This is a genomic window from Saccharothrix isguenensis (assembly GCF_052936305.1).
The window spans coordinates 7,743,065-7,764,990 of the sequence record NZ_CP193626.1 but is presented as its reverse complement, the minus strand read 5'-3'; the positions used below and the strand labels follow the sequence as shown (position 1 = coordinate 7,764,990).

At 72.1% G+C, this 21,926-nt stretch carries 22 protein-coding genes and 1 pseudogene; 16 read left to right on the top strand and 7 right to left on the bottom strand.

Going from position 1 to position 21,926, the window contains the following annotated elements; all coding sequences use genetic code 11:
* Positions 1-684 (bottom strand): hypothetical protein, encoded by a 684-nt coding sequence (locus tag ACRAKI_RS35165; protein ID WP_447004763.1) that lies wholly within the window; start codon positions 682-684, stop codon positions 1-3.
* A gap of 144 nt (positions 685-828) precedes the next feature.
* Here ACRAKI_RS35165 and ACRAKI_RS35160 point away from each other — a divergent pair, with 144 nt between their 5' ends.
* Both ACRAKI_RS35160 and ACRAKI_RS35155 read left to right on the top strand, forming a co-directional pair.
* Positions 829-1,650 carry an SAM-dependent methyltransferase gene (locus ACRAKI_RS35160; RefSeq protein WP_447004762.1) on the top strand — a complete coding sequence of 274 codons (822 nt, stop codon included), beginning with the start codon at positions 829-831 and terminating at the stop codon, positions 1,648-1,650.
* 84 nt (positions 1,651-1,734) lie between these two features.
* Positions 1,735-3,894: a putative bifunctional diguanylate cyclase/phosphodiesterase gene (locus tag ACRAKI_RS35155; RefSeq protein ID WP_447004761.1), complete on the top strand. Its 2,160-nt coding sequence runs from the start codon at positions 1,735-1,737 to the stop codon at positions 3,892-3,894.
* A 94-nt stretch (positions 3,895-3,988) separates the two neighbouring features.
* Here ACRAKI_RS35155 and ACRAKI_RS35150 read toward each other — a convergent pair whose 3' ends face one another.
* Positions 3,989-5,011, bottom strand: coding sequence for an alcohol dehydrogenase catalytic domain-containing protein (locus tag ACRAKI_RS35150; RefSeq protein ID WP_447004760.1), 1,023 nt, complete (start codon positions 5,009-5,011; stop codon positions 3,989-3,991).
* The gene (locus tag ACRAKI_RS35145) at positions 5,008-6,855 is read right to left on the bottom strand and encodes a glycoside hydrolase family 15 protein (RefSeq protein ID WP_447004759.1); all 1,848 of its coding nucleotides are present in this window, start codon (positions 6,853-6,855) and stop codon (positions 5,008-5,010) included. Before ACRAKI_RS35145 ends, ACRAKI_RS35150 begins: the two co-directional genes overlap by 4 nt.
* Positions 6,856-6,975: 120 nt before the next feature.
* On the opposite strand from ACRAKI_RS35145, the gene ACRAKI_RS35140 reads away from it, so the two are divergent.
* The 6 genes from ACRAKI_RS35140 to ACRAKI_RS35115 all read left to right on the top strand — a co-directional run bounded on the left by ACRAKI_RS35140 (position 6,976) and on the right by ACRAKI_RS35115 (position 11,149).
* A complete protein-coding gene (locus tag ACRAKI_RS35140; protein WP_447004758.1) occupies positions 6,976-7,569 on the top strand; it encodes a DUF3558 domain-containing protein in 594 nt (197 codons plus the stop codon).
* Between the two features lie 106 nt (positions 7,570-7,675).
* The gene (locus ACRAKI_RS35135; RefSeq protein ID WP_447004757.1) at positions 7,676-8,065 is read left to right on the top strand and encodes a transcriptional regulator; all 390 of its coding nucleotides are present in this window, start codon (positions 7,676-7,678) and stop codon (positions 8,063-8,065) included.
* Positions 8,066-8,100: 35 nt separating this feature from the next.
* Positions 8,101-9,489, top strand: coding sequence for a PPE domain-containing protein (locus ACRAKI_RS35130; protein WP_447004756.1), 1,389 nt, complete (start codon positions 8,101-8,103; stop codon positions 9,487-9,489).
* A gap of 73 nt (positions 9,490-9,562) precedes the next feature.
* Entirely contained in the window at positions 9,563-10,369 is an 807-nt protein-coding gene (locus tag ACRAKI_RS35125) for an ESX secretion-associated protein EspG (RefSeq protein WP_447004755.1), read from the top strand.
* Positions 10,370-10,415: 46 nt separating this feature from the next.
* Entirely contained in the window at positions 10,416-10,793 is a 378-nt protein-coding gene (locus tag ACRAKI_RS35120; RefSeq protein ID WP_447004754.1) for a sterol carrier family protein, read from the top strand.
* Between the two features lie 14 nt (positions 10,794-10,807).
* The gene (locus ACRAKI_RS35115; RefSeq protein WP_447004753.1) at positions 10,808-11,149 is read left to right on the top strand and encodes a hypothetical protein; all 342 of its coding nucleotides are present in this window, start codon (positions 10,808-10,810) and stop codon (positions 11,147-11,149) included.
* A gap of 165 nt (positions 11,150-11,314) precedes the next feature.
* Here ACRAKI_RS35115 and ACRAKI_RS35110 read toward each other — a convergent pair whose 3' ends face one another.
* Positions 11,315-13,309 (bottom strand): alpha/beta hydrolase, encoded by a 1,995-nt coding sequence (locus tag ACRAKI_RS35110; RefSeq protein ID WP_447004752.1) that lies wholly within the window; start codon positions 13,307-13,309, stop codon positions 11,315-11,317.
* A complete protein-coding gene (locus tag ACRAKI_RS35105; protein ID WP_447004751.1) occupies positions 13,306-13,611 on the bottom strand; it encodes a hypothetical protein in 306 nt (101 codons plus the stop codon). Before ACRAKI_RS35105 ends, ACRAKI_RS35110 begins: the two co-directional genes overlap by 4 nt.
* A gap of 169 nt (positions 13,612-13,780) precedes the next feature.
* On the opposite strand from ACRAKI_RS35105, the gene ACRAKI_RS35100 reads away from it, so the two are divergent.
* The 4 genes from ACRAKI_RS35100 to purM all read left to right on the top strand — a co-directional run bounded on the left by ACRAKI_RS35100 (position 13,781) and on the right by purM (position 18,003).
* Positions 13,781-14,392 carry a hypothetical protein gene (locus tag ACRAKI_RS35100; protein WP_447004750.1) on the top strand — a complete coding sequence of 204 codons (612 nt, stop codon included), beginning with the start codon at positions 13,781-13,783 and terminating at the stop codon, positions 14,390-14,392.
* A gap of 104 nt (positions 14,393-14,496) precedes the next feature.
* Positions 14,497-15,228: a maleylpyruvate isomerase N-terminal domain-containing protein gene (locus ACRAKI_RS35095; protein ID WP_447004749.1), complete on the top strand. Its 732-nt coding sequence runs from the start codon at positions 14,497-14,499 to the stop codon at positions 15,226-15,228.
* 106 nt (positions 15,229-15,334) lie between these two features.
* Positions 15,335-16,867: an amidophosphoribosyltransferase gene (gene purF, locus ACRAKI_RS35090; RefSeq protein ID WP_447004748.1), complete on the top strand. Its 1,533-nt coding sequence runs from the start codon at positions 15,335-15,337 to the stop codon at positions 16,865-16,867.
* 74 nt (positions 16,868-16,941) lie between these two features.
* Positions 16,942-18,003 (top strand): phosphoribosylformylglycinamidine cyclo-ligase, encoded by a 1,062-nt coding sequence (gene purM, locus ACRAKI_RS35085; RefSeq protein WP_447004747.1) that lies wholly within the window; start codon positions 16,942-16,944, stop codon positions 18,001-18,003.
* A 48-nt stretch (positions 18,004-18,051) separates the two neighbouring features.
* On the opposite strand, the gene ACRAKI_RS35080 is transcribed toward purM, so the two are convergent.
* Positions 18,052-18,993 (bottom strand): aldo/keto reductase, encoded by a 942-nt coding sequence (locus tag ACRAKI_RS35080; protein WP_447004746.1) that lies wholly within the window; start codon positions 18,991-18,993, stop codon positions 18,052-18,054.
* A 46-nt stretch (positions 18,994-19,039) separates the two neighbouring features.
* On the opposite strand from ACRAKI_RS35080, the gene pdxR reads away from it, so the two are divergent.
* Together pdxR and ACRAKI_RS35070 are read left to right on the top strand one after the other, a co-directional pair.
* Positions 19,040-20,506 (top strand): MocR-like pyridoxine biosynthesis transcription factor PdxR, encoded by a 1,467-nt coding sequence (gene pdxR / locus ACRAKI_RS35075; RefSeq protein ID WP_447004745.1) that lies wholly within the window; start codon positions 19,040-19,042, stop codon positions 20,504-20,506.
* A gap of 73 nt (positions 20,507-20,579) precedes the next feature.
* Positions 20,580-20,669 (top strand): annotated as a pseudogene (locus ACRAKI_RS35070) (SigE family RNA polymerase sigma factor); the annotation flags it as partial.
* Between the two features lie 32 nt (positions 20,670-20,701).
* On the opposite strand, the gene ACRAKI_RS35065 reads toward ACRAKI_RS35070, so the two are convergent.
* On the bottom strand, positions 20,702-20,863 hold the full coding sequence (locus ACRAKI_RS35065; RefSeq protein ID WP_447008621.1) for a hypothetical protein: 162 nt from the start codon (positions 20,861-20,863) through the stop codon (positions 20,702-20,704).
* Between the two features lie 126 nt (positions 20,864-20,989).
* Here ACRAKI_RS35065 and ACRAKI_RS35060 point away from each other — a divergent pair, with 126 nt between their 5' ends.
* A complete protein-coding gene (locus ACRAKI_RS35060) occupies positions 20,990-21,484 on the top strand; it encodes a hypothetical protein (RefSeq protein ID WP_447008620.1) in 495 nt (164 codons plus the stop codon).
* Positions 21,485-21,493: 9 nt separating this feature from the next.
* A complete protein-coding gene (arfB, locus tag ACRAKI_RS35055) occupies positions 21,494-21,922 on the top strand; it encodes an alternative ribosome rescue aminoacyl-tRNA hydrolase ArfB (RefSeq protein ID WP_447004744.1) in 429 nt (142 codons plus the stop codon).
* Positions 21,923-21,926: the final 4 nt, after the last annotated feature.

Below are 21,926 nucleotides of genomic sequence, written 5' to 3'. Positions count from 1 at the left end.
TCAGCTCCCGACCAGTCCGAGGCCGCCCTCGCGGCGTTCCACCACCCACCCGTCGGGCAGGACGTTCTCGTGCCCCGGCGACACGTACATGGCGTGCGTCCGCGCCACCGCGCGCTCCGCCAGGTCGATCTTGACGCGGGCGGCGAACCGGGCGTTCCCGAAGTCGATCGGCTGGGCGAACTCGCAGCCCGTGGAGCTCACCGGTCCGGTGAACTCCACCCCGGCGACCTTGTCCGGGCCGAGGAACCTCGTGCCGGTGTAGTCGGCGGTGTCGTGGCACGTGAACCGGCTGGACCACGCCTTGCCGTGGAAGACCACGTGGTGCAGGTACAGCCGGCCGTCACTCGTCGCGTCGGTGGACCACGCGCCGCCGTGCACGACCTGCTCCGCTTCATGACCGAGGAGTTCAACCGATCGGGCGAATCGTTCGTCCGCTACCCGCGACCGGAGCCACAGCGCGTACAGCGCCACCAGGGCGCCACCGGCGAGCCCGCCGGTCTTGAACGCTCCGCTCTTCGGCGCGCCGGGGTCGGCGACGAACGACCAGCCCGCGACCAGCATGAACGCCCCGATGGCCCCGGTCAGCGTCGGCACCAGGAAGCTGTCCTCGCGGACGTGCCGCACGACCAGCAGCACGACCGCGACCACCACGACGACCGCGCCCGCGATCCACAGGTACCCCACAAGGAGGTCATTCTTACCGGTGATCACCTCCCGGGCGGCTGATTCGGAACTCGCGGTGACGGGACGGTGTGATAACTCACCGGATTGGCCCATGATGTGCGTGTCACCGCAACGGTGGAACGCGAGTGGTCGAGGAGAGAACGGGTGGACAGCGTGGAGCGGCCGAACTGGGCACCAGGCGACATCGACCTGAGCCGCCCGAGCATCGCGCGGGTCTACGACTACTGGCTGGGCGGCGCGCACAACTTCGCCGTCGACCGGGCCGTGGGCGACAAGGTGCTGGCGGACGTGCCGGTGCTCAAGAGCGTCATCCTCAACCACCGCGCGTTCCTGCGGCGGGCGGTGCGGTACATGCTGTCGCAGGGCGTCCGGCAGTTCCTCGACCTGGGCTCCGGCATCCCCACGGTCGGCAACGTGCACGAGATCGCCCAGGCGGCGGACCCGCGTGCCCGCGTGGTGTACGTGGACATGGACGCGGTCGCGGTCGCGCACAGCCGGGCCATCCTGGCCGGGAACGACCTGGTCGGCGTGCTGCAGACCGACGTGCGGCACGCCCGGCAGGTGCTGGAGTCGCCCGAGGTGCGGGACCGGCTGGACTTCGACCAGCCCATCGGCGTGCTGATGGTCGCGCTGCTGCACTTCGTCCAGGACTCGGAGGACCCGAACGGCATGGTGGCCGACTACCGCGACGCCCTGCCCTCCGGCAGCTACCTGGCCATGTCGCACGCCGGGTACGAGGAAGGCGAGTGGAACCCCGCCTGGGACGACGCGAAGACGACGTACAACCGCGGCGTCAGCGAGATGCGGTACCGCAAGAAGCGCGAGGTCGAGGACCTGTTCGACGGGTTCGAGCTGGTCGAGCCGGGTGTGGCGCGGCTGCCGCTGTGGCGCCCGGAGTCCCCGGACGACGTGGACGAGGGCGCCGCGCACTTCCTCGGCTTCGGCGGAGTCGGGCGGAAGCCCTGATGTCCGGCCGGGACGGGCACGCCGCGGTCGACCCCGGTCGGCGACCGGCCGTATCCTCTCGGTTGTGGCGGTAGGCCGGCGGACATGACGGAACAGGTTGACCATCGGGTGGCAGCACCGGGCCGATCGAACCTCGACCCCGCCGTACTGGCCGGGGCGGAGGCCTTCGCCCGCACCTGGGCCACCGCGGTGATCGGCAGCAGCTACGTCCCGATGACCAGGGCCGAGGTCGCGGACCACCTCCAGGCGCTGACCGAGGTCCTGGTGCACGCGCTGCACGCCACGCCCTTCCGCACCGCGCCCGGGTACGAGATCGGCGCACGGCTGGTCGAGGCGCACTTCACCGGCACGGACACGCTGGGCCGGACCGTGCAGCTGCTCGGCGACGACCTGCTGGCCGAGCTGGGCATCCAGCCGGACGAGCTGATGCGGTCACGGCTCGCGGCGCTGCAGGGCGCGTTGGCCGCCGGGTACGCGCGTGCGCTGCGGGAGCGGACGCTGGCCGAGCAGGAGGCGATCCGCGCGGCCGTGCTGGACGCCCGTGACCAGGCCGAAGCCGCCCTGCGCGCGTCCGAGGCGCGGTTCCGGGCGATGTTCACCGAGGCTGCGATCGGGATCGGCATCGCCGACATCGAGGGCCGCATCCTGGACGTGAACCAGGCGTTGCAGGACATGCTCGGGTTCAGCGTCGAGGAGATGCGGCAGTACAACATCCGCGACCTGATGCACCCGGAGGACGGCGGCAGCGTCTGGCGGCTGTACGACCAGCTCACCGCGGGCGAGTGCGACCACTACCGGGCGGAGAAGCGGTTCCGCCGGGCCGACGGCGAGCAGGTGTGGACGCACCTGACGCTGTCTCTGGTGCGCGACGACCACGGCGACCCGCAGTACCAGGTGGCGATGATCGAGGACGTCACCGACCGCCACCTGCTGCAGAACCGGCTGCGCTACCAGGCGTTGCACGACCCGCTGACCGGCCTGCCGAACCGGGCGCTGTTCCTGGAACGGCTCGGGCGGGTGTTCAACAACAAGGCGCGCCACCGCGCCGGACTCTGCTACCTGGACCTGGACGGGTTCAAGGTGATCAACGACAGCCTCGGCCACGACATCGGCGACCAGCTGCTGGTCGAGGTCGGCCGGCGGCTGGACCACTCGGTCTCCGGCGAGGGCAAGCTGGTCGCGCGGATGGGCGGCGACGAGTTCGTGATCCTGGTGGAGGGGTCGAAGGACACCCGGGACATCGTCGACGTCGCCGACCGGGTGCTGCGGGAGCTGGAGTCGCCGATCCGGATCGGCGGGCACGAGCTGACCGTGTCGGCGTCGATCGGCATCGTGGAGCGCGCGCTGTCCGGCACCACCGCCGCGGACCTGATGCGTGACGCGGACATCACGCTGTACTGGGCGAAGGCGGACGGCAAGTCGCGCTGGGCTCTGTACAACCCGGAGCGCAACGCCAAGGAGGTCGCCCGGTTCACGTTGTCGGCGACCATGCCGGCGGCGTTGGAGCGGGACGAGTTCTACGTCGACTACCAGCCGTTGGTGCGGCTGGAGGACAGCACCGTGGTGGGCGTCGAAGCGCTTGTGCGGTGGCAGCACCCGGAGTTCGGGCGGCTGGCGCCGGACCGGTTCATCGAGCTGGCCGAGGAGACCGGGCTGATCGTCCCCCTGGGACGGTGGGTGCTGCGGCGGGCGTGCGAGCAGGCGCGGCGGTGGCGGGCCGAGTTCGGCGAGTCGGCGCCGTTCGTCAGCGTCAACCTTGCCGTCCGCCAGTCCCGCGACCCGGAGCTGGTGCGGGACGTGAAGCGGATCCTGGACGAGTGCGCGTTGCCGCCGCACCAGCTCCAGCTCGAACTGACCGAGAGCGCGATCATGGGCACCGCCGACGAGCCGCTGGAGGCGTTGCGGGCGTTGTCGGACATGGGTGTCCGGATCGCGATCGACGACTTCGGCACCGGCTACTCGAACCTGGCGTACCTGAAGCACCTGCCGGTGCACGAGCTGAAGATCGCGGGCTCGTTCATGGAAGGGCTGCGCGCGGCGGACGAAGAGGACGCGGTGGACGTCCAGATCGTGTCCACGCTGGTCCAGCTGGCCCACGCGTTGCAGCTCGGCGTCACCGCGGAGGGCGTGGAGACGCCGGCGCAGGCCAAGCGCCTGCACCGGATCGGCTGCGACACCGGCCAGGGCTGGTTCTTCGCCAAGCCCATGAAGCCCGAGTCGATCGACGAACTCCTCCGCCGCTGAGCGCCGCGCGCGGTTCTCGGCCGATGGGGTGCATCCCGCAGTTCGGCGGATCGGCCCGGCGGATCCTCGGAGATGATCGGGCCGTCGAGTACAGCTAGGCCAAGTCCACGACCACCTTCACGTCGTCCTTCTCCTTCTCCAACGCGTCGGTGAACCGGTCCAGCGGCACGCGCCGGGTGATCAGGCCGTTCAGCCACGGCCGGCTGGCGTCGGACAGCGCCTCGGCCGCCGCCGCGTAGTCGGGCAGGCCCGCGTTGACGGAGCCGACGACCGTCTTGTTGCCCAGCACCATCCCGTCGAACACGCGCGGGTCCAGCGGCACGGGCTCGTGCTCGCCGGAGATGCCCGCCAGCACGGTGACGGACGCCCGCCGCGCGCACTCCCAGATCAGCTGCGCCACCCCGGTGCACTCGATGGCCACGTCCACGTCGGCCGTCACCCGGGCCAGGTCCGGGTAGTACGTCGCGCCCAACGTGGTGACGAGGTCGGGCTTGCGGCCCTCGGTGACCCGGTCCACCACGTGCACCTCCAGCCCTCGCTGCACGCCCAGCAACGCCGCCAGCAGGCCGATCGGTCCGGCGCCGGTGATCAGCACCGAGCGCACCGGCAGGTGGGACCGCGCGGCCACGGCCGACGCCTGCGCCCACGCCTTGGCCACCACGGACGCGGGTTCCGTCAGCACACCGGCGTCACCGAGCGTCCGGTCGAGCTTGACCGCGAACTTGGGCGGCACGGTCCAGCGCTGCATGCCGTAGCCGTCGATCTCCTTGATGCCGCGCTCGGTGTACCTGCCGTTGCGGCAGAAGTCCCACGCGTCCACGGCGCACGCCGGGCACGGCTCCGGGTCCGGCCGGCGCACCACCCCGGCCACCAGGTCACCGGGCGCGAAGTCCGGTGACGGGCTGCTGATCACCCGGCCGAGCGACTCGTGGAACGGCACGATGGAGTCCCGGCCCGGCGGCAGCCGGCCGAAACCGTCACGGATGATCTCCACGTCGGTGCCGCACATGCCGACCAGCAGGCCCTCGACCAGCAGCTCGTCCGAGGGCTCCGGATCGTCGCGGTCCACCACCCGGGACGCCTCCGGCTTGCCCGGGACGACCTCCGCCGCCCTCACGCCGACCCGCCCCGGTGCCGCTCGTCCCGGGTGTGGCCGCCGAACAGCACGGCCGCGCTGTTCACCAGCGCCAGGTGGCTGAACGCCTGCGGGAAGTTGCCGCACATCCGCCCGGTCTCCGAGTCGTACTCCTCGGCCAGCAAGCCCACGTCGTTGCACAGGTCCACGAGTCGGTCGAACATCGCCAGCGCCTCCGGTCGCCGCCCGGCCATCACGAGCGCGTCGACGTACCAGAACGAGCACGCGAGGAAGCTGCCCTCCACGCCGGCCAGCCCGTCCACTTCGGACTCGCCGATGTCCGTCTCGTACCGGTCGACCAGGTCGCCCCGCTTGAGCACCCCGGCGATCGCGTCGAGCGTGCCGAGCACCCTGGGGTCGTCACCGGGCAGGAAACCCACCGCCGGGATGAGCAACGTGGCCGCGTCCAGCGCCGTGCCGCCGTAGTACTGGGTGAACGCGCCGAGCGAGGCGTTCCAGCCCTTCGCCAGCACCTCGGCGTGCACGGCGTCCCGCAGCTCGCGCCACCGCTCGACCGGGCCCGGCAGGCCGAACTCCTCCACCGCCCGCACCGCCCGGTCGAACGCCACCCACACCATCACCCTGGAGTGGGTGAAGTGCCGGTCCGGCCCGCGCACCTCCCACAACCCCTTGTCGGGCTGCTCCCACACCTTCTCCAGGTGCCGCATCATGCCGCGCTGCATGGCCCACGAGTCCGGCGTCTCACCCAGCCCGCGCTCGCGCGCCAGGTGCAGCGCGTCCATCACCTCGCCGTACACGTCCAGCTGCAACTGCCGGTAGGCCGCGTTCCCGACCCGCACCGGCCGCGCGCCCCGGTACCCCGGCAGCCAGTCGACCTCCCACTCCACCAGGTGCCGCTCGCCGCCGATCCCGTACATGATCTGGAGGTCCGCCGGGTCGCCCGCCACGGCCCGCAGCAGCCACTTCCGCCACGCCGCCGCCTCGTCCGTGCAGCCGAAGTTGTCCAACGCCAGCAAGGTGAACGTCGCGTCGCGCAGCCAGCAGTACCGGTAGTCCCAGTTGCGCTCACCGCCGAACGTCTCCGGCAGCGACGTCGTCGGCGCGGCCACGATCCCGCCCGTAGGGGCGTACGTCAGGCCCTTCAACGTGATCAGCGACCGCTGCACGACGTCCGCGTGCGGCCCGTCGTACCCGATCTTCGACGACCAGGCCAGCCAGAACGCCTCGGACCGCGCCACCTCGGCCAGCGCGTCCACCGGCGCGGGCGGCTCGTCGGGCGAGTAGGCGAACTCCATCACCCACGACAGCCGCTGGCCGGACGAGATGGTGAACACCGCCTCGTGCGCCCGCTGCCCCTGCACCCGGAACGGCAGCCGGTCGCCGTACAGCGCCACCGCGGACGGTCCGGCGAGGGCGACGATGCACTCCTGCCCGTCCTGCTCACCGCGCCGCACCCACGGCACGGAGTCGGCGTAGGCGAACCGCAGCACCCACCGCATCGACATCTCGACCTGCCCGGACACGCCCTCCAGCACCCGCACCACGCGCGTGTCGGCGTCCCAGTGCTCCTGCTCGGGCGGCATGGTGTCGATCAGCCGCACCACGCCGTCGACCGTTTCGAACTCCGTCTCCAGCACCAGGCTGCCGTCCCGGTAGGACCGCCGCGCCGACACCACCTCACCCGTCGGCGCGATCCGCCAGTGCCCGTCGTCCTCGGTGCCCAACAATCGCGAGAAGCAGGACGGCGAGTCGAACCGCGGCATGCACAGCCAGTCGATCGACCCGTCCAATCCCACCAAGGCCGCTGTCCGCAGATCCGACAGCAGCGCGTAGTCCTCGATCCGTCCCGGTCCGGTGTCTCCCACCCGACGAGGTTACGGTCCCGGACGCCTCGCGGGCAGCACGAACGGCCGGTGGCGCGGGTCAAGACCGGGATCGTCAACATTGCGCCTTGCGGGTGACGCCGATCCGATACGTTGAGCCCCATGCGCCGTGTCGTGCCGCTCATCGCCGCTCTGGCCCTGCTCGGGGGCTGTTCGCAGGCCACCGACGGGTCCGCGACCCCCGGCGACCCGGGGTCCGCGCCCACCGGGAGGTCGACGCCCGGTTCGGCCGAGCCGACGTCGGAGGAATCGGCGTCGAAGGAGCCGTCGAAGCGGCCGAAGGCGGTCGACATCGCCGACGTCGACCCGTGCACCCTGCTGACGGAGCCGCAGCGCGCCGAGTTCGGCCTCGACCGCCCGCCGCAGCTGGACGAGGAGGTGCCGGGCAAGAAGGGCTGCACGATCAGCCGCGAGGACCGCACGCACTTCGTCGGCATCACGGCCGACACCACGGCGGGCATCGGCGACTACGCCGAGGCCGGCGGCAAGGTGACCAAGCTGGAGGTCGGCGGCTTTCCCGCGCTGCTGGTCGAGTCGACCACCGCTCTCGGGCTCAGCTGCTCGATCGCCGTGGACGTCTCGGACGGCCAGGTGGTCGACGTGGACGCCATGAGCGTCGGCGAAACGGACCTGCCGACCCTGTGCCAGATCGTCCAGCCGGTCGCCGCGGCCGTCGTGGCGAACGTGGGCGAGTAGAACTACCCCTTTGTCGAGGGAACCGATGACCTGCTCCGGACATCGGAGCTAAAGTCGTCCCAAATGCACACGCTGGGGTTTGTGCAGCACTGAGGAGGGGTGTGCCGTGTTCATCGCGGATGGTGGTGGTGGGGGATCGACGTCGACGCTGCCGGATTACAGCGGGGCGCAGCGGAAGCTGAACGTCGAGCCCTCGGCGATCCCTGCCGCTCGCAAGGTGTTCTCGGACGCGCTGGACCGGTTGGAGCGCAAGCTGATGCCGGCGATGGACCAGCTCAAGGCGCGGCCGTGGGCCGGCGACCCGGTGAGCTCGGAAACCGCCGAGCGGTTCAACCAGGACACCTTCGACGCGGGTGACTCGGCCGCCCTGGCCGCTCTGCTCGCGTACCGCGACCAGCTCCGGGGCGTGGTCGACCAGCTCACCGCGATCGAGGCCGACTACCGCCGCGTCGAAGGCGACAACACCGCGTCCTGGGGACGCGTCCACAACGGCTGACCTGCTGACCTACGCACCCGAGGGGGGCGAGCACGATGGGTGACCACCGCTGGCGCGGGTATGCCCACCCCGATCTGCACCGCATGATCAACGAGGGACCGGGCGTTGCCGCGTCCCGACCGCTGGAGGACTCCTGGAAGGGGTTGTCCGAGGCCCTGAGCGAGATCGACACGTCGATCCAGGAAGGGCTGGGCAAGCTCGGCGCGAGCTGGGAGGGTGACACCGCCGACTCGACGCAGAAGTCCGTGTCGCCCCTCGCCGCGTGGGCGGAGGACGCCCAGCGGAGTTCGTCCACGATGGAGACGTCCGCCCAGTTGCAGGCGGACTACATCGCGAACGCCCGCAAGGAGATGCCCGAGCCGGTGGTGGTGACCACCGAGGCGCCGTCCCTTGGCGACAAGATCATCGGCGGGTTGACCGGTCCGGTCGGCATGATGCACGTGATCCAGCAGCAGCAGGACCACGAGCGGCAGGAAGCGGCGCAGGACAACGCCGAGGCCAAGGCCGTCGAGGTGATGAACAACTACCAGTCCAGCAGCGAGTGGAACTCCGACACGCTGGGCAAGTTCGTCCCGCCGCCGAAGGTCGTGATCGACACCCCGCCGCCGGCCGGCGCGGGTGAGTACAACAGCACGAGCGCGAACTACAACAGCACGCCGGCGTGGACGCCGCCGAGCGACAGGAGCGGCACCACGCACACGTCGTGGTCGCCCCCGCCGTCCGGCGCGCCCGTCACCCCGGTCCACCAGGTCGGCACGGGCAGCACGGGTGGCACCACGCACACCTCGTGGGCACCCCCGACGACCAGCACGCCGACGACGCCCCCGCCGCCGATCGCCCCGCCGGTGAACCAGCCCGTCCCCACGCCCAAGCCGCCCCTGGCTCCGTTCCCGCCGCCGGTGTGGAACCAGCCGAAGCCCCCGGGCAGCGGCCCGCAGGTTCCGCCGAGGGTGCCGAACGGGCCCGGCCAGGGTCCGCGTCCCGGCCCCGGTGTGCCGACCGGTCGTGGTCCCGGCGTGCCGGGCATGCCCGGTGGCCCCGGTGGTCCCGGTGGTCCCGGTGGTCCCGGAATGCGCGGCGGTATGCCGGGAGTGCCCGGTATGCCTGGTACCCCCGGTGGTCCCGGCGCGCTGCCCGGCGCCGTGCCCGGCGCGAGCAACCCGGCCGGCCTGGCCGGTCGCGGTGGAGTGTCGGGCGCAGGCGGGTTCGGTCCCGGCGCGGGTGGCCCCGGCGCCGCAGGTCGTCCCGGTGCGGGCGGCGCGGGTGGCGCTGGCATGGCCGGTGGCGCGGCTGGCGCCCGTAGCGGCGACGGCGACGACGACATCGAGCACAAGGTGGCCGACTACCTGGTCGAGACGAACGACGTGTTCGGCGACGACCGGCTCGTCGCGCCACCGGTGATCGGCGAAGCGCCGCAGCAGTGATCGTCCGGTGCACGGGCCCGCGTCGATCCCGGCGCGGGCCCGTCGTCCGGTGTTCAGGGGACGGGGATATCGGGTGACGTACTTCGGGGGGCCCGCCGAGCGGGAGCCGATCGAGCTCGCCGCCGAGGAGTTCGACGTGCTCTGGGAACGCCTGGACCTGGGGCAGATGCCGCTGGTCATCAAGGTGCCGTCACCGGGCAAGACCCACCGCGAGCGGGCCGAGCTGGAACGGCGGGTGTGGGCGAACATCGGCGCGCGAGGGCTCGGCGGGCCGACCGGTCTGCACCCCGAGTTGGACTACCTGCTGCGGCTGTTCTCCCGGCCCGAGCGCGAGGTCGACGGTCGCGTGTGGATCGGCAAGAGCGTGCGGGTGCTGGCCGTGGCGAACGGCGACTTCGGCGCGGTGGCCACGTTGACGGACAACCGGTTGACGTTCCGGCGGGCGGCGGGCAGCGGGCTGCCTTCGGCGGTGCTGGGCGCGCTGCCCGCACACCCGGCGGGGACCGGGCACTCGGTGACCATGCCCAGCGCCGACCTGGAAGCGGCGGTCAAGAAGTCCGACGGTTCGCCCAAGAGCCTGGAGAACTCGTTGCGGGAGCACGGGGTGCGGCAGGAGGACGCCGTCACGCTGGTGAAGATGTTCACCGGGCTCGTGCACACGGGGAACTTCGGCGCGGCGGCCCGGGACAAGTACGGCAAGCGGTGCCGGCCGGATCGCGTGGTGGCGTTCTTCGACACGGAGGACGGTCGCTACCTGCAGCAACGGCGGGCTTCGAACGGGTCGGAGCCGTGGAGCACGTTCACCCCGACCGATTCCCGCCGGCTGGTGCACCAGCTGGAGGAACTGCTCGGCGAGGCCGTGCGCGCGGCGAGGTCCTGACCCGCCCTGTCCACTATGGACTGGACTTCGACGTTAACCTGAGCGGATGCCGGCCACACCCGTTGACCCGCACGAGATGCGCACCGCCGTCGAGGCCGTGCTGCCCTGGTTGGCCGGCGAGTCGGACCAGCCGTCCCGCCCGGTCCTGGCCGCGGCGGTGCGCCTGACCCTGCGGACGTTGGAACAGATCGCTCCGGGCCGCAGCGTGGAGGTGAGGGTCCCGCCGTTCGCCGCCGTGCAGTGCGTGGCCGGTCCCCGCCACACCCGCGGAACGCCGCCCAACGTGATCGAAACCGACCCGCGCACCTGGCTCGAACTGGCAGTCGGGCGCCTCGACTGGCCGACAGCCCTGACCACCGCCCGGGTCACCGCGTCCGGCAGCCGGGCCGATCTCTCAACCCTCCTCCCCGTCCTCCGCTTCTAGCTAAGCTCGATCGTGTGAAGGCGCTCAAGGCGTGTGTCGCCGTCCTCGCGGTCGGGGCTCTGCTCGTCGGTTGCGGCGGGAGGGAGTGGTCCGGGGACGTCGACTTCGAGGTCGTCAAGATCAACCCGGCGTACGAGTCGATGGGTGAGACGAAACCCGCGTACGCGAACCTCGAGATCGACCAGGACCAGCCGGGCTCGGTCGAGCAGATCACCAAGAAGGCCGTCGATCTCGACCGGTTGCCGGACGGGATCAAGGCCGGCGACCTCGTGACGTGCTCGGTGCGGCAGTCCGACAACAGCGGGTTCGACCAGAAGGGCGTCCAGACCGACGTCGGTCCGTGCCGGCTCCGCTGACCGGACTCGCGCCGATCACGACCGGCGGGCGAGGCTCGCCGACGTCCCCTCCCGACAACGCCATCGGCGATGCTTTGGTCTGCACTGTGGACGCCCGCGACGACAGCAAGTCCGACGATGCGGAGCCGGGGCGGGAAATGGGTCCTTGCCAGGAGTTCTGAGCCGCTAGAACCAGGACCCGACCGTGCTGTCCCAAGCGCTGCCGACGCCCTCCACGACGTCACGGCCGAACTCGCCCACGTCACCGACAGCGCCGACCACCACGTCACCGGCGTCGTTGAGGATTTCCGTACCCGTGTTGAGCAGCCCGGTGCCCGCGTCGGACCAGTTGCCGTTCAGCGCGTCCCGGCCGGCGTTGTAGAGGCCGGTTCCGGCGTCGACCACCATGTCCGCCGCGCCCACCGCCGTGCCGCTGACGACGTCCAGCACCGGACCGACCCCCGGCAGGTGCGAACCGGGCAGCGACGGACCGAGCGGGTTCTCGTCCCACTCCTGCCGGGTCACCGAGGCGCCGTCACCGGTCGCGATCCGGGCCAGGTTCTGCACCGACTCCGAACCGGGCGCGTAGTACTCGGTGTGCGCGGCCAGGAGCGAGGACCCGTCCGTGGTGCCGAAGGTCGTGGCGCCGAACCGGCTGTCGTACGGGCCGACCGACGAGCCGTCCTCGGTGAACCAACTGGAACTCGTGCCCTGGACGACCGGGTCGTGCTCGGTGGCGCCGACGTAGACGTGACCGGGGCCGGCCGACAGCTGGTCGACGTTCGACGCACCCACACCGGGGGAGCCGACGAACGCGATGTCGTCCGCCGCCAAGCCGTTCATGCCCGCGTAACCCACCGTCGTGGAGCCGTAGGAGTGGCCGATCACGGTGACGTGCGGGTCGTTGCCCGCCGCCTCGGCGGCGGCGCGGTAGCCGTCGACGTCGGCGACGAGGTTCGCGCCGCCCTCGCGGGCCTGCGCCGGGTTGTCGACCTCGCCGATCGCCCAGCCGGGCGCGTCGTAGCCGAGCCACTGGATGGTGGCGTTGCCCTCCCCGCCCATGGCGGCACGCAGGTTCGCCGCCTGGTCCACGGAGAAGCCGTCGAGCGTGGAACCGGTGCCCGGCACGCTGATCGCGAGGTTCGTGGCCGTGTCGGGGTTGCCGTAGGCGATGGCGGTCGCACCGTCGCCGCGCGGACCGTACGGGTCCCACGCCATGATCCGGACATCCGGCTGCCCCTGTGCGTTGAGCCAACCGTTGTCCCTGGCGAGCTGTTCGGCGCGGTCGATGCTCTCCTGTACCCGCTCCGCGTTCTCGGCCTTCGTGGCGGCTTCCTGCCGCTGCTCGCTGAGCGACGCGTACTGCGAGTCGTTCATGAGCCGCGTCACGTCGTCGGAGTCGTTCGGGTCGAGCCCCAACTCCCGCGCCCGCTCGGCCATCTGCGCGTCGAGCTGGTCGCGCTGCTCGCCGAAGCGCTGGGCGTCGTCCGCGATCCGTGCCCGGTTGGCCTGGTCCAGGACGTCGGACGGGAGGCCGCGCAACTGGCCCAGTTCCTGGAAGTTGGTGCGCAGCAGCTCGGCCTGCTGCTCCGGGGTCAGCGACTTCCACCACGCGGCGACCTGCCTCGGGTCGGTCCCCGGCGCGGGCACGGTGGCGTTGGTGCGGGTGGCGGTGACGGCGGTGCTCCAACCGGCGTCCTTGCCCGCGGTCTCCTCGAACCCCGGGCGGACCCTGGTGAGCGCGCTCGCGTACGACCGCAGCACACCTTCGTAGCTCGTCTTGACGGTGTTCAGCTGCTGGTTGACGCGGTTGGCCAGGTCACGGGTCTGCGCCTCGTCCAACGCGGGCGACCGGCCGCGCCAGAAGTCGATCAGCTGGTCCGCGCTGCCGCGCATCTGCGCGTACGCACGCGAAGCGGCCTGGACGATGTCCGCGCCCGCCCCCAGCCGTTCACCGACCACGGTCGCGGACTTGACCGACAGCTCGGCGCGGGCGGCGAACGCGGTGGACGTGTCGCCCTGCCAGTGGGACGTCGCGGTCGTGCCGCCGCCGGCCACCGACTCGCCCGCGCGGCTCACGGCGCTCATCGCACCGGTGATGGGGTCGGCGGCAGCCGCGACACGGCCCGCGTCGCCGGCGGCCAGCTGCCCGTACAGGACCTCGGGGTCGGTGTAGCTCACGCCATGCCCCCGTCGATGCCGCGGAACGAGGTGGTCGACTCGTCGTCCGCGCGCTGGTAGGCGTCGGCGTTCTCGTTGAGGCCGTCCCCGGCGTCGCGGTACCAGGCGCTGCCGCGGCGCAGGTCGTCCGACTGCTCACCGGACCACTTGGCCAGCGCGTCGACGAACTCCGCCGCCGCCGGCACCTGCCCCAGCGCGTCGGCGTCGAGCCTGAGCATCGAGATCAGCTCAGCACCGTCCCCGGCCGCGTCCGCGCCGTCGTGGAACTGCTTCGACGCCACGCGCAACGTCTCTGGTCGCACACCGAACACGATTTCCCACCCTCCGTGCCGCTAGCCGCTGCGGATGCGACGCGCGTCGATCCTCCCCGGTTCCCGCGCCCCACGGGTCAAGGAGGCCCGAAAACTCCCCCGTTGGAGACCACTCGAAGGTGATCTTGCCAGCGTCGAACGCCAGTTCGACCATAGAGGCATGACAACGATGGTCCCCACGCCGGAGATCGTGGCCCTCCACGCCTTCCGCCGCGCCGCCGCCAGAGTGCTCGACCTCCTGATCGCCATGCTGACCCCGGCCACGCCCAAGGCCCGCCACCGCGCCCCGTCCCCGCTCAAAGTCCGCTTGCAGCAATGGAAATCGGCCGTCGTGGGCCTCCCGGTCCGAACACCGCACCCCGAGCGCACCCGCTACCCGACATGCCCTGCCCGCCCCACGACACCCGCCTTCGGCGTCCCGCGCACCGACACCTGGAACTCCTTCCACCCGCCACCTCGAACGGCCCAGTGCGCCGACTTCACGGAACCCATCCACGAGCCCTCCGCCGACCACCTGGGGCAGGCCACCCGCACAGCCGCGCACGCAGCCGACGACACGGACATCGACTGGCCCACCGAGGAGTTCTACGCACGGCCGATCACCCGGTTGATCCGCACGCTCGCGGAGGGCCACGACCTCGCCGCCGGCCGACCGGCGTACGGGGACGCCGAAGACTGGGAGTTCACGCCAGGCGAGCTGTCGCGCTGGTGGGAGGAGGCCGCGACGAGGCTCGACGCGCCCGGTGGCCTGAGCGGTCAGCGGCCGTGGTGACCGGGCCGGGCCGCCGGGAGGGGGAATCTCGGGCTTCCGACGTCCTGGGGCAGGTCGGTGCGGCACGATGACCGGACCGATCGACGCGACGCGGGAGGCTGCACGTGCCAGGAGGTTGGACCACCCAGCGGTGGACCGGGGTCTTCACCGAGCAGGCCGCGATGTTCCGGGCGGCGGTCGGCAAGGCCGATCCCGCCGCCAAGGTGCCGAGCTGCCCCGGCTGGACGTTCACCGAGCTGACCCTCCACGTCGGGAGGTTCCTGGAGACGTCGCTCGAATACCTCCGCACCGGCAGCACCGTGCAGCTGCGCCTGCCCCCGCCGCCCGCCGGCGTGGCGCCGGTCGAGTACCTGGACGCCCAGCTGGCGAAGGCCGCCGACATCCTCCCCGCCGCCCCCGGCAACCGCACCGCCTGGACGTTCTCCCCCGCCGCACCGGACCTGGCCTGGGTCTGGCACCGCCGCATCGCGCACGAGCTGGACCTGCGCCGCTGGGACGCCCAGGCCGCCCTGCGCGAGCTGGTGTCGGGCGACGCGGACTTCGCGGTGGACGGCATCGACGAGGCGCTGACCACGCTGCTCGCCGCCAAGCACTCGACCGACGTGCCGCCGACCACCAAGGGCACCGCCCTCATCCAGCTCACCGACGTGCCGGAGGCGTGGGTGGTGACGTTCGCGCCGGGCGTCGTGCCGGAGGTGCGGGCGGCCGGGCCGGGCGAGGAAACCGACCTCCGGATCGCGGGCGAGGCGCAGCTCGTCCACTACGGCCTGTGGGGTCGCCTCCCGCTCAAGCACACCGGTGACGAGCAGGTCCGGTACGCCCTCAAGCTCGACTGAGGGTGCGCTTGGTCACGTCGCAGGGGTCCTGATGGGGGTGGTACCACCCCCATCAGCCTTACACTCGATGGTGCAGCCCCGACCCTCGTCGCTAGGGAGCACCCCGGTGGTCACCGACCATTCCGCAACCGGCCGCACTGACCCCGAAACCCAGGAAGAGCGTGAACCCCGCGAAGAATGCGGTGTGTTCGGCGTCTGGGCACCCGGCGAAGACGTCTCCAAGCTCACCTACTTCGGCCTCTACGCCCTCCAGCACCGCGGCCAGGAAGCCGCCGGCATCTCGGTCGGCGACGGCAGCCAGGTGGTGGTCTTCAAGGACCTCGGCCTGGTCAGCCAGGTGTTCGACGAGCAGGTGCTCCAGTCGCTGCGCGGCCACGTCGCGGTCGGGCACTGCCGCTACTCCACCACCGGTTCCACCACGTGGGAGAACGCGCAGCCGACGTTCCGCACCACGGCCACCGGTTCCGGCCTGTCCCTCGGCCACAACGGCAACCTGGTGAACACCGCCGAGCTGATGGCCCGCGCCCGCGAGGTGGGCGTCGACACCAGCCACGGCGCGACCACCGACTCGGACCTGATCTGCGGGCTGCTCGCCGCGCAGGCCGCCGACATCGGCATCGAGCAGGCGGCGCTGCAGCTGCTGCCGACGCTGCGCGGCGCGTTCTGCCTCACGTTCTCCGACGAATCGACCCTCTACGCGGCCCGTGACCCGCAGGGCGTCCGCCCGCTGGTGCTGGGTCGGCTGGAGCGCGGCTGGGTCGTCGCGAGCGAGACGGCGGCGCTGGACATCGTCGGCGCGTCGTTCGTCCGCGAGGTCGAGCCGGGCGAGCTGATCGCGATCGACGAGAACGGCCTCCGGTCCAGCCGGTTCGCCACCCCCGAGCCCAAGGGCTGCATCTTCGAGTACGTCTACCTGGCCCGCCCGGACACCACGATCTCCGGCCGCTCGGTGCACGCCACGCGGGTGGAGATCGGCCGCCGCCTCGCGGTGGAGCACCCGGTGGAGGCCGACCTGGTCATCCCGGTGCCCGAGTCCGGCACGCCCGCCGCCATCGGGTACGCCCAGGCCAGCGGCATCCCGTACGGCTCGGGCCTGGTCAAGAACGCGTACGTGGGCCGCACGTTCATCCAGCCGTCGCAGACGATCCGCCAGCTGGGCATCCGGCTGAAGCTGAACCCGCTGCGCGACGTCATCCGCGGCAAGCGGCTGGTGGTGGTGGACGACTCGATCGTCCGCGGCAACACGCAGCGCGCCCTGGTCCGGATGCTGCGCGAGTCCGGTGCGCTCGAAGTGCACGTGCGGATCGCGTCGCCGCCGGTCAAGTGGCCGTGCTTCTACGGCATCGACTTCGCCTCCCGGGCCGAGCTCATCGCGAACGGCCTGGACACCGACGGCATCCGCCGCTCGGTGGGCGCGGACTCGCTGGGCTACGTGTCGTTGGAGGAGCTGATCGCGGCCAGCGAGCAGCCGAAGACGCGGCTGTGCTGCGCGTGCTTCGACGGCGACTACCCGATCGCGCTGCCCGACGACGCGCTGATCGGCAAGCACCTGCTCGAAGGGATCCGGGGTGTCGCGGGCTCGGCCGCCCCCGTCCTGACGAACGGGTACGGTGCCGAAGACGCTCTGCAACGGCCCTGAGCGCCGGTAAGCCGGGTGCGCGCCCGTACGCGCGCCCGTAAGAAACAGATGCCCTGAAAGTGGAGCACAGAGACGTGACGGACAGCGCCAAGGCGACCTACGCCGCAGCTGGGGTAAGCATCGAAGCCGGCGACGAGGCGGTGGAGAAGCTCAAGCCGTGGGCGGCGAAGGCGCAGCGTCCCGAAGTGCTCGGCGGCATCGGCGGCTTCGCGGGCCTGTTCAAGCTCAAGCTCGACCGCTGGAAGGAACCGGTGCTCGCGGCCTCCACGGACGGGGTCGGCACCAAGATCGCGGTCGCGCAGGCGATGGACAAGCACGACACGGTCGGCATCGACCTGGTCGCGATGGTCGTGGACGACCTCGTGGTGTGCGGCGCGGAGCCGCTGTTCCTGCAGGACTACATCGCGATCGGTCAGGTCGTGCCGGACAAGATCGCGGCGCTGGTCAAGGGCATCTCCGAGGGCTGCGTGCTGGCGGGGTGCGCGCTACTGGGCGGCGAGACCGCCGAGCACCCCGGCCTGATGGGCGCGAACGACTACGACATCTCCGGCACGGGTGTCGGCGTGGTCGAGGCGTCCGCGATGCTCGGCCCGGACCGGGTGCGCGCGGGTGACGTGGTGATCGCCATGGGCTCGTCCGGCCTGCACTCGAACGGCTACTCGCTGGCGCGGCACGTGCTGCTGGAGATCGCCCGGATGCCGCTGGAGGGTCACGTCGAGGAGTTCGGCCGCACCCTCGGCGAGGAGATGCTGGAGCCGACCCGGATCTACGCGAAGGACTGCCTGGCGCTGGCCGCCGAGGCGGAGGTGCGCACGTTCGCGCACGTCACGGGAGGTGGCCTGGCCGCCAACCTGGCCCGCGTGCTGCCCCAGGGCCTGCGCGCCGAGCTCAACCGGGGCACGTGGACGCCCGCCCCGGTGTTCGCCCTGATCGCCCAGCGCGGCCGGGTGGAGCGCGAGGAGATGGAGAAGACGTTCAACATGGGCGTCGGCATGGTCGCGGTGGTCGCGCCCGAGGACGTCGACCGCTCCCTGGCCGTGCTCACCGCCCGCCACGTGCCCACGTGGGTGCTGGGTGACGTGGTCCGCTCGGACGAGCCGGGCACCGTCCTGGTCGGCGACCACCCCCGCTTCTAGCCGCGGTCGCTCCCCGGCCCCGGTGGTCCACCGGGGCCGGAGCCGTCGTCACACCGCGGCGTCGAGGCGTTCGCGCTGGTCGGCGGTCAGCTCCAGCGACATCGCCGCGACCGCTTCGTCCCACTGCTCGACCGTGCTGACGCCGACGATCGGCGTGACGGCCGGGCGCCCGCCGGTCAGCCACGCCAACACCACCCGGTTGCGGTTCGTGCCGGTCTCGGCGGCGATCTCGTCCAGCACGGCGAGCCGGCGGGTGGTGCCGGGGTGGTCGTACTCGGCCGGGAGCGGCTTGTCCGCGCGCGTGTACCGGCCACTCAGCAGGGGCGTGTAAGCCCATAGCGCCATGTCCGCGTTGTGCTCCAGGTAGTGGAGCACTTCGTCGGTGACCGCGCCGAACCGGTGCGCCACGGTCGGTCGGGTGGCCGGGCGCGGCTGGAGGTACGTGTGGTGCTGCTGCACGGCGGTGAAGCCGGTGACGTCGCCGGCCCGCGCGGTCTGCCGTGCCCGTTCCACCTGCCACACGGGGTGGTTGGAGCAGCCGAGTCGGCCGACCGTGCCCGTGGACACCAGCTCGGCGAAGGCGGCGACCGTCTCCTCCAGCGGTGTGACCGGGTCGGGCTTGTGGGCCCAGTACAGCTCGACGTGGTCCGTGCCGAGCCGGCGGAGGCTGCCCTCGATGCCGTTCTTGATGGTCACGGCGGAGAGGCCCTCGGCCGTCTCCGGGAACTTCCCGGCCACGGTCGGCTCGCAGCCCACCTTGGTGCTGATCCTGACGCGGTCGCGGACACCCGGGCGGGCGGCCAGCCAGCGCCCGAGCACCGCCTCGCTCTGACCGCCGAAGCCGCTCGGGTCCTCCCAGAACGAATAGCAGTTCGCGGTGTCGACCCAGACGCCACCGGTGGCCACGAAGTGGTCCAGGAGCTCGAACGACCGGCGTTCGTCCTGAACCGTGCCGAAGAGCATGGCGCCCAGAACCAGGTTGTCCGTCATGTCCGCCACGGTAGGTCGCTTCGGATCGGCAGTACGCTCCAATCCCGTGGCCGTTTCCCAGACCAATTTCGCGTGGGCGACGCTGCTGGACGTCGGCCCGTCGGAACGCGGCGGGCGGCTGCGCGACCGCCTGGTCCACGCCCTCCGCACCGCGATCCGGGACGGCCGGCTGGTGGAGGGCGCGGCCGTGCCGCCGAGCCGGGCGCTCGCCGAGGAGTTCGGCTGCTCGCGGTGGGTGGTGACGGAGGCGTACGGGCAGCTCGTCGCGGAGGGCTACCTCGCCGCCAGGGTCGGTTCCGCGACGCGTGTCTCGTGGTCGCCGGACACCGTGCCACCGCCACCTCACCGGCCTCGCGCCCCTCGCACACCGGAGTCGACACCGGTCCGGTACGACCTCGCGCCCGGCCTGCCGGACCTGCGGGCGTTCCCGCGCCGTCGCTGGGCGGACGCAGTCCGGGCGGTCACGGGCTCGGCCGTCCACTACGACCTCGGCCTGCCCGATCCGGCCGGGCACGCGGTGCTGCGGACGACCGTGGCGCACTACCTGCGGCGCTCGCGCGGTGCGGACGCGGACGCCGGATCCGTGTCGGTGTGCGCGGGCGTCACGGACGGCCTGGTGCGCACGTGCCGGGCGCTGCTCGGCCGGGGGATCGCCGACCTGGCCGTGGAGCACCCGGGTTGGGGGCGGCTGCGGGACGCCGCGACGAGCGCCGGCCTGCGCGTGCACCCCGTGCCCGTGGACCACGACGGCCTCCGCGTGGACGACCTCGCGCGCACACCGGCCAGGGCCGTCGTCGTCGGCGCGGCGCACCAGTTCCCCACCGGCGCGGTGCTGTCCCCGAGCCGCCGGGCACGGCTGGTGCGCTGGGCCCGCGAGGTGGACGGCTTCGTCATCGAGGACGACTACGACGCGGAGTTCCGCTACGACCGCCACCCGGTGGCCGTCGTGCAGGGCCTGGACCCGAGCCGGGTGTTCCTCCTCGGCTCGGTCAGCAAGACGCTGTCGCCCGCCCTCGGGCTGGGCTGGCTCGTCGCCCCCGCCGCCGCGGCCCAGGCGCTCCGGGCCGCGAACCCGGTGGCCGCCGCGCCCCCGGTGCTGGACCAGCTGGCACTGGCCACCTTCATCGACCGCGGGTGGTACGACGCCCACCTGCGTGCGGCGCGACGGCGGTTCCGGTCCCGCCGCGACCTGCTGGTCCGGACCCTCGCCGACCAGGTGCCGGAGGGCCGGGTCTCCGGCACCGCCGCCGGGCTGCACGTCCTGCTGCACCTGCCGGACGACGCGGACACCGGCGGCGCGGTGAGGGCCGCGGCCGTCGCCGGGCTGCGCCTGGCCGACCTCGACGACTACCGCGTCGAGCGGTCGGCGGACCGGGCGCTCGTCCTCGGGTACGGCAACATCGGCGACACCGAGATCCCCTCCGCCGTCGGGCTCCTGCGCGAAGCGCTGCGTCCTGCCGTCCGACCGCCACCGCCGTCGCGGCAACCTCCGGCGGTCGCCGATCCGTACTAAGCGGCGACCGAGGAGGGGCCGAGTGGATCGCGATCGTGAGTTCGACGAGTACGTCGACGCCCGCGCGCTGGTGATGCGGAGAACCGCGTACCTGTTGTGCGGTGACTGGCACCGCGCCGAAGACCTGGTGCAGACCGCGCTGACCAAGCTGTACGTCGCCTGGCCCAGGGTCAGGCGGGACACCTCACCCGACGCCTACGCCCGGACAGTGCTGGCCACGGCGCTCGCCGACGAACCGCCGCTGACCATCGACAAGTCCGGCATCCACCGCGCGGGCCGGCGCAAGGTGGCCACCCGGTACGCGTCCATCGGCTCGGCGGTGCTCGTCGCGGCGGTCGTCGTGTCGGTGCCGACCATGGTGGACCTCGGCGGTGGCGGTGGTGGTCCGGACACGGGGCAGGCGAGCACGGCCGAGTCCACGACTCCGGTCCGGCAGACCACGGACGGCGGCGGTGTCCTGCCCACGACCCCCTGGGGCCGGGTATGTCCCACGAACGGGCGGCGGAGTTGTCGCAGGTCCTGCGCGAGTCCGGTGCGCTCCCCGAGGGCGTCCGGACGAGGACACCCGCGGGGTCGCACGTCCGTCCCTGGGAGTTCGAGGCGGTGGGGCCCTTCTGCTCCTTGGGGACGGAGGTGGAGACGACCCGCGGAGCGGGCACCGTGTCGATCTCGATGTTCTCGCACCGCTCCTACGAGGGTTGCGAGTCCCCGACCTCCCTGTCCCCCGGCCGCACGTGCGTCGAGCGGGACACGAGCGACGGTCGCGCGGTCAAGGTCGAGACGGACCCGGACGGCCCGGGGCAGCCGATCCAGGTCACGGTGGAACTACCGGAGGACAGGATGATGCTGGTGTCGGTCCAGGGCATCGCGGACCGCGGCACCGGCAACTACGACACGACCCCCTTGCCCGGCGGGACGCAGCCGCTCGTCGTCGAAGAGGTGGTAAACCTGGCGACCGTTCCGGGTCTGGTCTTCTAACCTGTGGGGGTGGCTGAGGACTTGACCGTGACGCGGACGCTGGTGGTACCGGCGGCCGAGTTGAGCGAGCGGTTCTCCAGGTCCTCCGGCCCCGGTGGCCAGGGCGTCAACACGGCGGACAGCCGGGTCGAGCTGAGCTTCGACCTGGCTGCCTCGCCGTCCGTGCCCGAGTGGCTGCGCGTCCGGATGTTGTCCAGGCTGGAGAAGCGCCTGGTGGACGGCGTGCTCACGATCACCGCGAGCGAGCACCGGGCCCAGCTCCAGAACCGCCAAGCGGCCCGCGAGCGGATGGCCGACACCCTGCGTGCCGCGGCTGCCGCGCCACCGCCGGTCCGGCGCAGGACCAAGCCCACCAAGGGCTCGCAGGAACGCCGCATCGCGGAGAAGAAGCGCCGCGCCCAGACGAAGCACGGTCGGCGCGGCGGCGGCTGGGACTAGGGTT

What these genes read in the sequence shown, in the direction of transcription:
- ACRAKI_RS35155 (WP_447004761.1), top strand. Translation starts at nt 1,735, where the DNA reads ATGACGGAACAGGTTGACCATCGGGTGGCAGCACCGGGCCGATCGAAC.
- ACRAKI_RS35140 (WP_447004758.1), top strand. Translation starts at nt 6,976, where the DNA reads ATGCGCCGTGTCGTGCCGCTCATCGCCGCTCTGGCCCTGCTCGGGGGC.
- ACRAKI_RS35130 (WP_447004756.1), top strand. Translation starts at nt 8,101, where the DNA reads ATGGGTGACCACCGCTGGCGCGGGTATGCCCACCCCGATCTGCACCGC.
- ACRAKI_RS35120 (WP_447004754.1), top strand. Translation starts at nt 10,416, where the DNA reads ATGCCGGCCACACCCGTTGACCCGCACGAGATGCGCACCGCCGTCGAG.
- ACRAKI_RS35100 (WP_447004750.1), top strand. Translation starts at nt 13,781, where the DNA reads ATGACAACGATGGTCCCCACGCCGGAGATCGTGGCCCTCCACGCCTTC.
- ACRAKI_RS35080 (WP_447004746.1), bottom strand. Translation starts at nt 18,993, where the DNA reads ATGACGGACAACCTGGTTCTGGGCGCCATGCTCTTCGGCACGGTTCAG.
- ACRAKI_RS35065 (WP_447008621.1), bottom strand. Translation starts at nt 20,863, where the DNA reads ATGGTCGGCACCGACACGACGACCGCCGCGACGAGCACCGCCGAGCCG.
- ACRAKI_RS35060 (WP_447008620.1), top strand. Translation starts at nt 20,990, where the DNA reads ATGTCCCACGAACGGGCGGCGGAGTTGTCGCAGGTCCTGCGCGAGTCC.